Below are 14,891 nucleotides of genomic sequence, written 5' to 3' on the forward strand. Positions count from 1 at the left end.
CCATTATATAAAAATCATTCCTAGTTCATCTAAGTTATTGATAACGTTTACCATGATAACGTAACCAGCCATCTGTGTGTCTACTACTAGGGTCTTTATGTGTCCAATGAATAACACCTCCTTTATTATTCCACACATATTCACCATAAAACTCTACTATATCTCCTACTTCAGGATTAGGAATACGTGGCGCTAAATCTATATTATGAGCAATTAATACTGTCTGATTATCATTCACTCTTAATAATAAGCGTTGGTGGCGACTACCCTCTAAGTCATCTTTTAATATTTTAACAATAGTCCCTTGCCCCTTAACTTGTAACTTACCAACCCGATCATTATAAGCAGCTAATAACTGAGGATTATTAGTAGCTGGATTATGATCTATTTGATGTTGATTAGCAGTTTGACTAGTTGATGGTTCTACAGTTGGAGTGGGCTGTTCAACATATAATTGCCATGCAAAAATAACGGCAAAAGTAATAACTAATGGCAATACCGTAAAAAAATTCTTTTTCATTAATAATGTTACTCATATATTTTTCAAGAAAAAGCCCCTATAGTAGGGGCTTACATATTATAAATAATCAGTTAAGCCATTGCCATTTTAGGTAAAGAACCCTCAATACCCAATGCTCTACGAATAAATAATGCTTTTGCTTCTGGTAATTGATTAACTACTTTTAATCCTGTATTACGAAGCCAACGTAAAGGTAATGGATCCGCTTGGAATAAACGTTCAAAGGTTTCCATCGCTGCCATCATACCTAAATTATGAGGCATTCTATTACGCTCAAAACGACCCAACACTTTTACACTACTAATATCTTCATTTTGTGCTACAGCTTCAAGCAACGTTTCAGCTAACGCTGCCGCATCCATAAAGCCTAAGTTAACACCCTGCCCTGCTAATGGATGTATTACATGAGCCGCATCGCCAATAACAGCTAAACCTTGTTGAATATAGCGTTTAGCATGACGTTGGCGAAGTGGTATACACATTCTAGGATCTGCATGTTCTACTTTCCCTAATTTATACTCAAAGGTTTCAGAGAGTTTTTTACAAAATGCCTCATCATCCAAAGCCATTATTTGTTCAGCAGTGGTAGGTGGTAAAGACCAAACAATTGAACACCAATGTTCATCACCCTCTAATGATAAAGGTAAGAAAGCTAACGGGCCTTCATCTGTAAAACGTTGCCATGCTGTTTGTTGATGAGTTTTTTCACAACGCACACTGGTAACAACTGCTTGATGAAAATAATCCCACTCACGTGTTTTTACATCGGCTAACTGTCTTACTTTAGAGCGTGCACCATCTGCGCCCACAACTAGTTTAGCTTGAATCTGTAGGTAATCTTTTAAAACAATACTCCAACCTTCTGCTGTACGCTCTAAACTTTCCAACTCAACTTCAGGTAATAATGTAATGGTTTCATTTGCTTCTTCTAATTTTTCTAATAGAGCATCTTGAATTGCCCTATTTTCAATAATATGGCCTAATATTGGCTGATGTACAGAAGCTGCATCAAACTCTATATGACCAGTGCCTGAACCATCCCATACATACATTTGGCTATAAGGAGATAAGCGTCTTGCAAGCACACCGTTCCAAGCATTCACATGTTGCAATACTCGTTGACTAGCAATGGAAATCGCACTTACCCTCGGTTCAAAAGGTGTTTCAACGGTAAACTCTTTATAAGTAGTTGTATTACTCTCTAACACAACAATACTTAATCCAGAATCTTTTAATGCTAAAGCCAGCGTACTGCCAACCATACCTGCACCGACAATAACGATATCTGCTTGCATTATCATTCCTCTAACCTAAAAAAATTGCCAATATCATACTATAATTTCAAATAATGATGATGAGAATAATACAATAAGCTGTTTACAATCAAAAAATATTAACCCATTTTTATAACAACAAATCGGTGACTAAAACCTATTAAAGGCTATCCTACAGTGTTCAATCTTTATGTTATAATGACTGACAGAAAGGACGACCTTTCTCTTTTCGCAATAACTTCAGGACGACCTGACCCTATCTAATAGAGAGTATTATATATGGCATGGTTTGCTTTATTAGCCGCTGGCCTACTTGAAGTTGTTTGGTCATATTTCATGAAAGTCTCTGATGGCTTTAGAAACCTTACCCCTTCCATTATTACTATTGTTGCTATGATTGCTAGCTTTGTATTATTAGCTTATGCAATGCGTAGTTTGCCATTAGGTACAGCCTATGTAATATGGACAGGTATTGGTGCAGTAGGTGCATTTATAGTAGGTATTATGTTCTTAAATGAACAAATAAGTGCTTTACGTATCTTAGCAGCAATACTTATTATCTCAGGTATGGTATTAATGAAAATAACTGCCCATACTTCTTAAAGTATACATAACAGGGGCTAAACAGCCCCTATTATTGCTTCTGGCTAAGCCGTTCCCTTCTTGCTGACTGAGCCATACGCTTTTGCTCTTGTGCCATTTCATCCCAGACTGTACGAACATAATCAATATGTGTACTTGCTGCTAATTTGGCTTGCTCAGGGTCACCATTTTTTATAGCTTCATACAATGCTCTATGTTGTTCCATTAAACTATCACGTGCTTCTGTACTATAGGCATGTAAGCCAAAAATACTGGTGATAATATTTTGTTTTACTAAATCACAGAGCATTCTCATAATTTGCAGTAATACCATATTATGGCTTGTTTCAGCAATTACTAAATGAAAATTAGCATCTGCTTCTGCTTCCTGCTGTTGTGTGCTATTTTTATCTAAATAACGTTTTTCAATAGACTCAAAAGCCTTTTTTAAACGTTCTAAATCTAAGGCTGTAGCACGTTGCGCTGCATAATAAGCGCTGGAAGCTTCTAAGGTATGACGAAACTCCAATAAATCTCGTTGTGCATCAGGGTATTCTTCATATAAATTTAAGATAGGGTCTTTAAATAATTGACCTACACCTTCTGCCACATAGTTACCACCACCTTGCTTACTGGTAATGAGCCCTTTTGCTGCTAACTTTTTTAACGCTTCTCTTAAAGAAGGTCTAGAAACACCAAATTGCTCAGCCAACTTACGTTCAGCAGGTAAACGTGTACCCGTTGCAAATATACCTTCTAAAATCATTTGTTCTAAACGTTCAACAATGTCATCAGATATTTTTCTATTTTTTACCAATTGTTGGGCCATTAATGTCTCTTTCTTGTCTATCAAGCAACTTATCCGAATAATTCTAACTTATTACTTCAAACTCTACAAAAGTCTTACAAAGAATAGTTGACTAATTAGTCAATAAACCTTTAATCTAATATACATAAATTGAAATTGGTCTTACCAATTGACCAAAATAACAATAGAACTAACTTTATAATAAACACTATAAAGAGGCAAGCCACTCATGCAAATATGGGAACACATCTATAATCCTTTTGGAAATATTTACCTATCAGCCTTTGTAGCCACAATCCCTGTAATATTTTTCTTTTTAGCCTTAACTGTTTTAAGATTAAAAGGTCATATAGCAGGTGCTATAACACTTATCTTATCTATTATTGTTGCTATCGTAGCTTTTGGTATGCCTGCCAAAATGGCTTTACTCTCCGCAGCTCATGGATTTCTATATGGGTTATGGCCAATAGCATGGATCATTATTGGAGCCGTATTTTTATACAAGCTCACCGTAAAAAGTGGTCAGTTCGATATTATCCGTGACTCCATTGTCTATATTACTGATGATAAACGCCTACAAGTGCTATTAATCGGTTTCTGTTTTGGTGGTTTCCTAGAGGGTGCTGCTGGTTTTGGTGCACCTGTTGCCATTACAGCAGCACTATTAGTTGGTCTTGGTTTTAACCCTATTTATGCCGCTGGTTTATGTTTAATTGCTAATACTGCCCCTGTTGCTTTTGGTGCTCTTGGTATTCCTATTACTGTTGCTGGTTCTGTAAGCGGTATTGATGCCCACGAAGTAGGTGCCATGACTAGTCGTCAACTCTGCTTCTTAGCTGCCTTTGTACCCATGTGGATTGTATTTATTATGGATGGTGTCAAAGGTGTTAAACAAACCTTACCAGCCACATTAGTGACAGGCTTTAGTTTCTCTATTGTGCAATATATTACTGCTCACTATATCAGTTATGAGCTAGCAGGCATTACTTCGGCATTAGTGAGTATGCTTTGCTTAACTGCCTTATTACAAGTTTGGCAACCAAAAGGTAGTGCAGAACTAGCTATTAATGGTGATGGTACGGCAAGCATTGCTACTGGTACTAAAGAAAAACAACCCCTACCCTATAGTTTTAAACAAATTCTTTTAGCATGGTCGCCTTTTATTGTGCTAACCATTATGGTTAGTGTATGGACTTTAAAAACTATTAAAGATGCTTTAAGTGTATTTAGTGCCCAATTTGTATTTGATGGCATTCAAATTACCAAATCAGCCCCCATTGCTGTAGCTGATCCTACAGGCTCGGGAATTAACCATATTAAAAACTTATTTGTATTTGATGTGGTGGCGGCTACAGGTACAGCCATCTTAATCGCTGCTATTATTTCTATCATCATTTTAAGAATTAACCCCAAATCAGCACTCTGTACATTTTGGGAAACTATTAAAGAATTAAAATGGTCTATATTCTCTATCGGCATGGTATTAGGCTTTGCTTATGTGACTAACAACTCAGGTATGTCTGTAACAATGGCACTTGTACTTGCTAGCACTGGTATTGCCTTCCCATTCTTTTCACCTTTCTTAGGTTGGTTAGGCGTATTCCTAACAGGTTCTGATACTTCTGCTAATGCATTATTTGGTTCTTTACAAGCTAATACTGCTCATCAATTAGGTTTATCAGACACACTGATGGTAGCCGCTAATAGCAGTGGTGGTGTAACAGGTAAAATGATTTCTCCACAATCTATTGCAGTAGCTTGTGCTGCCACTAACCAAGTGGGTAAAGAATCTGATTTATTCCGTTTTACCGTGAAGCACAGTATCTTCTTTGCTGTAATTGTAGGACTTATAAATTTATTACAATCTTATGTATTTCCTTGGATGATTTATACCCATTAATAACCCAACAGGACTACCGTGATTGTCCTGTTAGATTTACATATTTTGAGATAGTTATTTCCATAGCTTTTTAGACAAGGCGAATGGCTGAAGACATTACAAATAGTCATTCAACAAAGTATAAAAAGCTAGGGGATAGCGATAAAAACTGGTAAAAACCAGAGGATAACCTGATGAGTAATTTATTTTATGACGCTGCACCTAATGCAACTCGTGTAGCTCCCTCTCTGCCTGAACCCCGTCAATATCCAACAGAAAAACCAACGGATATTTATCTATTTGGCACCTGTGTTATTGATATTATGTTTCCCAATGCAGGTTTAGATGCCATTCGTGTTATTGAGCGTGAAGGTATCAAAGTACATTACCCTCAAGACCAAGGTTGTTGTGGCCAACCGGCCTACTCCTCAGGTTATACCGAAGAAGCAAAAGAAGTAGCTCGCGCGCAAATAAAACTATTTGAACACGATTGGCCTGTGGTTATCCCCTCTGGCTCATGTGCGGGAATGATGCGCCATCATTACAAAGAATTATTTAAAGATGAGCCTGAAACTCTAGAGAAAGTAAATGCCTTAAGTGAACGCATTTATGAGTTTGGTGAGTTTTTACTGTATGTCAGTAAAATCCAACTTAAAGATCAAGGGCCACATACCAAAATTGCCTTACATACTTCTTGTGCAGCACGTCGTGAAATGAATACTCACTTACATGTTCGGGAACTATTAGCTCAACTAGATAATGTAGAACGTGTCAACCATGACCATGAAAGTGAATGCTGCGGTTTTGGTGGTACTTTCTCAGTAAAAATGACTGATATTTCAGGTGCTATGGTATTAGATAAAACTAAAGCACTGAAAGACTCAGGTGCCAGCCAAGTAGTGACTGCTGATTGTGGTTGTTTAATGAATATTAATGGTTCTTTTGAAAAGCAAAATGAAGCCCTTAGGGGACAACATCTAGCTACATTCCTTTGGTTACGTACAGGAGGCACTAGTGATGAGTAATCAAGATCAACATCGTATTCCTGTATTTGATGCGTTAAGCCAACATTTTAAAGAAAATGCTCACCAAGCGCTAGGCAACCAACAGTTACGCCATAATATGCGCTCTGCTATGGACTCGCTAATGACTAAACGTTTAGCTTCCATGAGTGATGAATATGAACGTGAACACCTACGTGAACTAGGTAACCATATTCGTGCTCGAGCCCTTTCTAAACTACCTGATTTATTAGAAAAGCTTGAGGCAAATCTAACTAAACAAGGTGTACAAGTACATTGGGCTGAAACTACAGATCAAGCTAACCAAATTATTTTGGAAATTGCTCAGCGTCGCCAAGCTAAACACTTTATTAAGGGTAAGTCCATGGTCAGTGAAGAACTGAACATGAACCACTATCTACAGCATCATGGTATTGAAGCGTTAGAATCTGATATGGGTGAATATATTATCCAATTAGACCATGAGCGCCCTTCCCATATTATTGTGCCAGCCATTCACAAAAGTGCTAAGCAAGTAGGCCATCTATTTGAAAATAAACTACACACCCAATACACTGATGATGTAGATACCCTAATTCAAACAGGCCGTAAGATTTTACGTCAAAAATTCTTTGAAGCTGACATCGGTATTTCAGGGGTAAACTTTGCAGTAGCAGAAACAGGCTCACTTTTCTTAGTGGAAAACGAAGGTAATGGCCGCATGTCTACCACTGTACCACCTGTTCATATTGCTATTACAGGTATTGAAAAAGTAGTAGAAAACTTGCGTGATACCGTAGCCCTTGTTTCTTTACTCACTCGCTCAGCATTAGGCCAAGCCATTACAACCTATGTAAACTTAATCTCCAGTCCACGTAAAGCTGACGAACTGGATGGCCCAGAAGAAGTCCATTTAGTCTTATTAGATAATGGTCGTACCCAAGCTTTTGCTGATGCACAATTAAGACAAACCCTTAATTGCATCCGTTGCGGTGCTTGTATGAACCATTGCCCTGTTTATACCCGTATCGGCGGGCAAGCTTATGGCACGGTATATCCTGGCCCCATTGGTAAAATTATCTCTCCTCATTTAATGGGACTCGATAAAACTGAAGACTTACCTATTGCCTCAACCCTTTGCGGTGCTTGCGGTGAAGTTTGTCCTGTAAAAATCCCTATCCCTGAATTATTACGCAGACTTCGTGAAGAAGATGTTCGTCCGCCTGAAGAAACACCTCATACTGTTAAAGGGCAAGGTGCACGCTTCTCGCGTAAAGAAAGATTAATGTGGAAAGTTTGGAAAACACTGAATACCAAACCTGCGTTATATCGGAACTTTAGCCTATTGGCTACTCGTTTTAGGGCATTAACCCCTAATATAATGGCTTGGTCACAAAACCATAGCAAAGCTAAGCCAGCTAAGCATACTCTTCATGAATTAGCACGTAAGCACTTAGGAGAACAATAATGACTGCTCGTGAAAATATTCTAAAAAAGTTGCGTACCAGCCTTGAAGGTACCACACCTCGCCCTGACGATTTTAATGTTGAATTAGTCACTAAACCTTGGTCGTATGGTGATACGCAAGGCAAAATTAAACAATTACGAACCATGATGGAATCTGTACGCACGGAAATTCATCAAACCACTAAAGCAAGCTGGGTAGCTTTATTTGCTGATTTACTTAAGCAAAAACAAGTAAACAACCTACTTTATGCACCTACTACTGAGTGGGGTAAACAAATAGATAACTATTGGCAGCAAAATACCGACCTTCCTACTCTAAAACTTTACGATCGCTTAGTGGATGAATGGAAAAATGAACTATTCTTTGAGATTGAATCTAGTATTACCAGTACTTTGGGTGGTATTGCGGCTACAGGTAGTTTAATTGTATGGCCAAATAGAGAAGAACCTCGTTTAATGAGTCTAGTGCCACCTATTCACTTTGCTATTTTAGAAGCCAGTAAGATTGTTGATAACTTCTATGATGCCCAACAAAAATTAAATTGGGTGGAGAATACCCCAACTAATGCTTTACTAATTTCTGGCCCCTCCAAAACTGCTGATATTGAGCAGGTACTGGCTTATGGTGCACATGGCCCAAAAGAATTAATTGTACTTATCTTAGTAGATGTTTAATCACTCTTAGGGCTAATCTTTTTTAGCCCTTTTTTAATCACCATTTCTTATCATTATCATAATTTAAAATCATTCCTTATTTTTTCACTGTTGATTAATAATCAATTAACCCTTTTACCCTAAAATATTCCCTGTTATTTATATAAGCTATTTTTATAATGGATTAATTAATCTTATGCACAAGAACTCTCTAAAACTGTTTATACTTCCTTTACTTTCAGTAATTCTTTATATTCTTTACAATTATTTATTTACTGTCTTTATGAATTTTGATCCAGTGACAAAATCCATCATTTTAAAACCTAACTTTATAAATCCTTTTACATTTTTTATTTCATATTGCTCTTATAATCTAATCTTTTCTACATTATTACCGCTTTTCCTAGTTGTATTACTTTTTACAATGCAATACTCGCTCATATCAATCACTAAAAATAATATACTTTATGTTTTAGGCACAACTATTACTATTTTCATTATGATGATGATTTTATTTACTGTTGTATTACCTAAAACTAGCTACCTTTTTTTTGAGCTGGCCGACTTCACTATAGCAATATTATTAATTCAAATAATTACCTTAACCTTTAAAACAATATTTATTGTTTGTGTTGGTTTGATTAGTAATTTTTATTTTAAAAAATGCAATATAACCCCTAATCCTATAACAATTAATCCAGTATTGAACCAATATTTAATAGCTACTATTTATAGTTTACTTGTCTTTTGTACATTCTTTGCCTATGCCAATTACTCAACATTTACAAACCCTTACTCTTATGCTGTTAAGAAAGATCTAATCTATCTTATTATTTCTAGTATTATAGCTTCTATTTATCTTTATACATGGACTTATAACCATCTAAAATCATCTTGTAACAGTGATTTTTATGCTATTAATACTGTCAAAGCATATAGCATTACCATGTTATGCTATATAATTTTAAATCTTATTATCTTTGCAATCATTATCTTAATTAAAAATGTATTATCTTATAATATGTTCTATCAAATTGCTGAATTGATACATCATACTTATATTATTTTTATAATCTTCTTTTATATCATTGCCTTTATTCTCATATTTAAACTGGCCAACAAAGTTAATAATAATTTCTATAAAATATTTCACTATTTATTTTTTAGTATTCTTACATTATTTATTATCGTTTTTGCTATAGATAAGAGGATAGGCCTTAATGCATATCTTATAATATATAGTATCTTCTTATTTGCAATATCACTCTCCATTTGGATTATGTATCTTTTTACAAAACTTGCACTAAATAAATCATTTCGTTAATAAAAATGATAGTGTTATAGCCCTGCTATAACACTATTTCACCAACTATTTACTGACCTTTTTTTCTTTATCACCACGAATTAACTTCTGTACTTTGGCACCTAATTTCATAATTTTTAGCACTGTTTCAGGGGAAAGTTTTAGCATTTCATCAACCCAACTATCCATGACTTGCATTAGTTCTAAAGTATCTTTAATACGTTTTTGCGTAGATTTTGATTCTTGAGCAAAACTATCCTCCTCCATATAACCTTTTAAGGTAGCTATGGTAGGATCAAACTCGTTTTCTTTGCGTTCTTTTATAATGGTTCTAACTAATTCCCACACATCTTTTTGGCATTCAAAATAGTCTCGGCGATCACCAATTTTTTGTACTACTTTAATTAACTTCATCAACTGCAATTCTTTAATACTATTACTCACATTAGAACGTGCAACATTAAGAATCTGGCAAATATCTTCCGCATTCAGTGGTTCATCAGATAAAAAAAGAAGGGCTTGGATTTGTGCTACCGTACGATTCACTCCCCATTTTGGCCCCATTTCACCCCAATGTAGAATAAATCTCTCAGTAATAGGTGTTAGTTTCATCATAATCAACCTGTAAATTTTCTTAATTTCTGTAGTTACAGAAATAATGAATTATAAAAAAGGGATAATCAATGATTATCCCTTATAGGCTATCACTTTTATTCAGTTTCTTGCATTATCTCAACGATTGCATCAATTAACTGTTGATTCTGCTCTAAAGTGCCTACAGTGATACGTAAAAATTGATTAATACGCGCTTTATTAAAATAACGAACAATAATGCCCCTATTACGCAATTTAGTGGCTAATAACTCTGCATCTAATTTAGTATGACGTGCAAATACAAAGTTAGCAGCTGATGGTAATACTCTAAACTGTAATTGCTCAAGCGCTGCTACTAAGGACTCTCTATCCTCAATAATAGTCTGACAAATTTCATTAAAATATTCCACATCCTCAAAGGCTGCAACCGCACCTGCTTGTGCTAAACGATCTAATGGATAAGAGTTAAAACTATTTTTTACTCTCTCTAAAGCTTCAATCAGCTCAGTATTACCCAACGCTAACCCTACTCGTAAACCAGCTAAAGATCTTGATTTAGAAAGCGTTTGTACAATCAATAAGTTAGGATACTGATTAATTAAAGCAACAGCTGTTTCACCACCAAAATCAATATATGCTTCATCAATCACTACTACTGACTCAGTATTCGCTTCTAATAGCTCCGCAATATCCTCTAATGATAATAGAATACCTGTTGGTGCATTAGGATTAGGAAAAATAATACCGCTATTAGGTCTTAGATAACTTTTCACTTTGATTTGGAATAATTCATCTAACTCAACAGCTGTAAAGTGAATATCATATAAACCACAATACACAGGATAAAAACTATAGCTAATATCAGGAAATAGTAAAGGGCGCTCTTCATCATCGTGTTTAAATAACGCTTGAAATACTATAGCTAATACCTCATCAGATCCATTACCAACAAAAACTTGGTTAGCATCTAAATCATAATAGTTAGCAACGCTTTGCTTTAACTGGTCACTATTGGGATCAGGATACAAACGTAAGCTATCAGTAGCTACTTCCTTAATAGCTTCTAATACTTTAGGAGATGGACCATAAGGATTTTCATTAGTATTTAATTTTACTAACTTAGCTAACTTTGGCTGCTCTCCTGGCACATAAGGGGTTAACTTATTAACTAAGGAACTCCAATATTTATTCATTACTTTTTCATCCTATATTCAGCACTACGGGCATGTGCAGTTAATGACTCACCACGAGCTAATACCGAAGCTGTTTTACCCAACTCAGCAGCTCCCTGCTCTGAACAAAAAATAATTGAAGAACGTTTTTGGAAATCATAAACACCTAAAGGCGAAGAATAACGTGCTGTACCTGAAGTAGGTAATACATGGTTCGGCCCTGCACAATAATCACCAATGGATTCAGCAGTATAACGTCCCATAAAAATAGCACCTGCATGGCGAATCTCTGGCAACCAGTCTTCAGGATCAGCTACCGATAACTCCAAATGTTCTGGTGCAATGATATTAGCTACTTCCAAAGCTTGCTCTTTAGTATCTACATGAATTAACGCACCCCTTGCTTCCAAAGAGGTTCTAATAATCTCTGCACGCTCCATAGTAGGCAGTAATTTATTAATACTCTCGATAACCTGATCAATAAAGGCTTTATCCTGAGAAATTAAAATAGCTTGTGCATCTTCATCATGTTCAGCTTGTGAGAATAAATCCATAGCAATCCAATCAGGATTAGTACCACCATCACACACCACTAATATTTCGGAAGGGCCTGCAATCATATCAATGCCCACTTTACCAAAGACATGGCGTTTAGCAGTTGCCACATAAATATTACCTGGGCCTACAATTTTATCGACAGGAGGTACTGTTTCTGTACCATAAGCCAAAGCGGCAACAGCTTGCGCTCCACCAATAGCAAAGACCCTATCCACACCTGCTACTGCAGCAGCAGCTAACACAATATCATTTACCTCATTATCAGGTGTTGGCACTACCATCACTACCTCAGGTACACCTGCTACTTTGGCTGGAATAGCATTCATAATTACCGAGGAAGGATAGGAAGCTTTACCACCTGGTACATACAAACCTACACGATCTAAAGGCGTAATTTTTTGACCCAATACCGTGCCATCAGCTTCAGTATAACGCCATGAGTCTTGTTTTTGATGCTCATGGTATAAACGTACTCGTTCGGCTGCTAACTCTAATGATTTCCGCTGTTCTGGATTAATTCTTGCTAATGATTGCTGAATACGTTCTCTATCAAAAGTTAGCTCTGCCATAGATTTAGCAGATACACGGTCAAACTTTTGAGTATATTCAACAACAGCTGCATCACCACGTTTTCTTACTTCGCTAATAATCTCTAATACACGACCATTAACTGTATCATCAGAAACACTTTCCCAACTAAGCAAATCATTCATTTGCTTAGAGAAATCAGCTTGGTTATAGGACAAACGACGTATCTTAACTGACATTGTTTTATCTTCCCCTCGTTACTTTTAAGATTCTTTTCTAGATTCTACAGCCTTACGTAACGTATCAATTAATGCTTGAATACGATGATGTTGCATCTTCATAGCAGCTTTATTAACGATCAACCGTGAACTAATATAAGCAATTATTTCCTGTGGCTCTAAGCCATTGGCTCTTAATGTGTTACCTGTATCTACCACATCAATAATTTTATCTGCCAAACCTACCAATGGCGCTAACTCCATAGAACCATAGAGTTTAATAATATCCACTTGGCGGCCTTGCTCAGCATAATAATTTTTAGCCACATTAACAAACTTAGTGGCTACTTTTAAGCGACCTTTGGGCTCTGGCTTACCTGTTACACCGGCTGTCATTAATTTACATTGGGCGATTTTTAAATCCAATGGCTCATAAAGGCCATCACCACCATATTCTAATAATACATCCTTACCTGCTACGCCTAAATCGGCTGCACCATACTCCACATAAGTAGGCACATCAGTAGCACGTACTATTAGAATACGCACATCAGCTTGGCTAGTAGGGATAATCAATTTACGGCTTTTTTCTGGATTTTCGGTAGGTACAATCCCTGCCTCTGCTAATAACGGCAGAGTTTCATCAAGAATACGTCCTTTTGATAATGCAATGGTTAACATAATAAACACTTAACTTTTAAATTTTTATCGGTTAACCGTTATTATGGCTTTTCTTGGCAAACAATGCTATAAATTCCCTATTAAATATCTGTTAACTTATAAAAAGAGAATTAAGTGTATTGTTTCAACCCAATACGCTGATCAAATATTTCTAATATTATTTTTTGTATAAGGTATTGATAAAACTTAGTTTCTATTAATACCTTTTCTTATTATATTTATAACATTAACAATTTAACTCAAGGATAAAAGAGAAGTGAAAAAACTGGCCATCTATGTTTTATTTATTTTATGGCATCACGTTGTTCTTGCAGATAGTGTCATTGTTAATGATATTACTCAACTAACACCTATTAGTGTCGCTAAAATAGCACAACCTACCTCTACTACTGAAGTTGTTGAACTGATAAAAAATCATCATGGACCTATTGCTATTGCTGGTGGAAAATATAGTATGGGTGGCCAAACAGCTACTGAACAAGCACTACAAATAGATATTAATCACCTTAATCATATTATTGCTTTTGATCCAGATAACAAAGAAATTACTATTGAAACAGGTGTTAATTGGCGCCAAATACAAGAACAAATAGATCCCTATAACCTATCAGTTAAAATTATGCAAAGCTATGCAGACTTTACTGTAGGTGGTTCATTAGGAGTTAATGTACATGGTCGTTATGTAGGTGAAGGTCCATTAATTCTATCAGTTAAACAAATAAAAATAGTGCTTGCTGATGGCTCACTCATTACTGCTAGCCCTACTCAAAACACAACAATTTTTTATGGTGCCATTGGTGGTTATGGTGGTTTAGGTGTAATTACTGAAGCTACTTTACAGCTTGTAGAAAATAATAAATTAGAGCGTATTAGCCAACTTATGCCCATCAACCAATATAAAATATATTTTTTAAAAAATATCAGCAACAACAAAGAGGCTGTTTTTCATAATACTGTTATCTATCCACCTGACTATAAACAAGTACGTGCAGTTACCTATATTAAGACTAATAAACCACTGACTATTACTGATAGACTACAAGACAAAAATCAGGACTACTCTAAACTACACAAACAAATAGCTATCGTCACCTCTAATAATCTAGGTAAGCAATTAAGAAAACTCTATGACAAAACAGATTATCGTAAAGAACTGGTAGTATGGCGTAATTATGAAGCTAGTTACAATGTAGCAGAGTTAGGCCCTATCGCAACCCAAGATAGCAGTTTTGTATTACAAGAATACTTTGTTCCTATTGAACAGTTTGATAATTTTTATCCTAAATTAATAAAGATATTACGTGCCAATAAAGTCAATGTAATTAATATTTCCATTCGCCATGCTAAACAAGATAGCGGTTCATTGCTTGCTTGGGCAAAAACAGATGTATTTGCTTTTGTTATTTATTATCAACAAGCAACCACAGCACAGGCAAAAGCTAAGGTAGGAGAATGGACAAGACAATTGATTGATGCAGTACTTAGTTGCCAAGGTAGTTATTATTTACCCTACCAAATACATGCTAGCAAAGAACAATTTAACAGGGCTTACCCTAATGCTCAACAATTTTTTAAGTTAAAGCAACAAGTTGATCCGAGCAATAAGTTTAGAAATAAGTTACTAGATAGATATAATGATAATTAATACTTGT

The 14,891-nt window shown here is 35.8% G+C and carries 13 protein-coding genes; 6 read left to right on the forward strand and 7 right to left on the reverse strand.

Annotated elements, in window-relative coordinates:
- Positions 1 to 34: 34 nt before the first annotated feature.
- The gene (locus MTZ49_RS14920; protein ID WP_264746243.1) at positions 35 to 520 is read right to left on the reverse strand and encodes a DUF3465 domain-containing protein; all 486 of its coding nucleotides are present in this window, start codon (positions 518 to 520) and stop codon (positions 35 to 37) included.
- Positions 521 to 591: 71 nt separating this feature from the next.
- Positions 592 to 1,821, reverse strand: coding sequence for a 2-octaprenyl-3-methyl-6-methoxy-1,4-benzoquinol hydroxylase (locus MTZ49_RS14925; RefSeq protein ID WP_264746244.1), 1,230 nt, complete (start codon positions 1,819 to 1,821; stop codon positions 592 to 594).
- Positions 1,822 to 2,073: 252 nt separating this feature from the next.
- Here MTZ49_RS14925 and MTZ49_RS14930 point away from each other — a divergent pair, with 252 nt between their 5' ends.
- Positions 2,074 to 2,397, forward strand: a complete 324-nt coding sequence (locus tag MTZ49_RS14930) for a DMT family transporter (protein ID WP_264746245.1) — start codon at positions 2,074 to 2,076, stop codon at positions 2,395 to 2,397.
- Positions 2,398 to 2,428: 31 nt separating this feature from the next.
- On the opposite strand, the gene MTZ49_RS14935 is transcribed toward MTZ49_RS14930, so the two are convergent.
- A complete protein-coding gene (locus tag MTZ49_RS14935; protein ID WP_264746246.1) occupies positions 2,429 to 3,205 on the reverse strand; it encodes an FCD domain-containing protein in 777 nt (258 codons plus the stop codon).
- 208 nt (positions 3,206 to 3,413) lie between these two features.
- Between MTZ49_RS14935 and MTZ49_RS14940 the strand changes: the two genes are divergently transcribed.
- From MTZ49_RS14940 to MTZ49_RS14955, 4 genes are all read left to right on the forward strand, one after another.
- A complete protein-coding gene (locus MTZ49_RS14940) occupies positions 3,414 to 5,084 on the forward strand; it encodes a lactate permease LctP family transporter (RefSeq protein WP_264746247.1) in 1,671 nt (556 codons plus the stop codon).
- Positions 5,085 to 5,257: 173 nt separating this feature from the next.
- Complete coding sequence (locus MTZ49_RS14945; RefSeq protein ID WP_264746248.1) at positions 5,258 to 6,088, forward strand: (Fe-S)-binding protein; 831 nt, start codon at positions 5,258 to 5,260, stop codon at positions 6,086 to 6,088.
- Positions 6,081 to 7,532 (forward strand): LutB/LldF family L-lactate oxidation iron-sulfur protein, encoded by a 1,452-nt coding sequence (locus tag MTZ49_RS14950; protein ID WP_264746249.1) that lies wholly within the window; start codon positions 6,081 to 6,083, stop codon positions 7,530 to 7,532. The genes MTZ49_RS14945 and MTZ49_RS14950 overlap by 8 nt, the downstream gene beginning before the upstream one ends.
- The gene (locus MTZ49_RS14955; protein ID WP_264746250.1) at positions 7,532 to 8,206 is read left to right on the forward strand and encodes a LutC/YkgG family protein; all 675 of its coding nucleotides are present in this window, start codon (positions 7,532 to 7,534) and stop codon (positions 8,204 to 8,206) included. Before MTZ49_RS14950 ends, MTZ49_RS14955 begins: the two co-directional genes overlap by 1 nt.
- Before the next feature lie 1,348 nt (positions 8,207 to 9,554).
- Here MTZ49_RS14955 and MTZ49_RS14960 read toward each other — a convergent pair.
- From MTZ49_RS14960 to hisG, 4 genes are all read right to left on the reverse strand, one after another.
- Positions 9,555 to 10,103, reverse strand: coding sequence for a GbsR/MarR family transcriptional regulator (locus MTZ49_RS14960; RefSeq protein ID WP_264746251.1), 549 nt, complete (start codon positions 10,101 to 10,103; stop codon positions 9,555 to 9,557).
- Between the two features lie 95 nt (positions 10,104 to 10,198).
- Positions 10,199 to 11,275, reverse strand: coding sequence for a histidinol-phosphate transaminase (gene hisC / locus MTZ49_RS14965; RefSeq protein ID WP_264746252.1), 1,077 nt, complete (start codon positions 11,273 to 11,275; stop codon positions 10,199 to 10,201).
- A complete protein-coding gene (gene hisD, locus MTZ49_RS14970) occupies positions 11,275 to 12,579 on the reverse strand; it encodes a histidinol dehydrogenase (RefSeq protein ID WP_264746253.1) in 1,305 nt (434 codons plus the stop codon). Before hisD ends, hisC begins: the two co-directional genes overlap by 1 nt.
- Positions 12,580 to 12,603: 24 nt before the next feature.
- A complete protein-coding gene (gene hisG, locus MTZ49_RS14975; protein WP_264746254.1) occupies positions 12,604 to 13,239 on the reverse strand; it encodes an ATP phosphoribosyltransferase in 636 nt (211 codons plus the stop codon).
- A 256-nt stretch (positions 13,240 to 13,495) separates the two neighbouring features.
- Between hisG and MTZ49_RS14980 the strand changes: the two genes are divergently transcribed.
- Positions 13,496 to 14,884, forward strand: a complete 1,389-nt coding sequence (locus MTZ49_RS14980) for an FAD-dependent oxidoreductase (RefSeq protein WP_264746255.1) — start codon at positions 13,496 to 13,498, stop codon at positions 14,882 to 14,884.
- The last annotated feature ends 7 nt before the right edge of the window (positions 14,885 to 14,891 follow it).

Source organism: Entomomonas sp. E2T0, assembly GCF_025985425.1.
Taxonomy (GTDB): domain Bacteria; phylum Pseudomonadota; class Gammaproteobacteria; order Pseudomonadales; family Pseudomonadaceae; genus Entomomonas.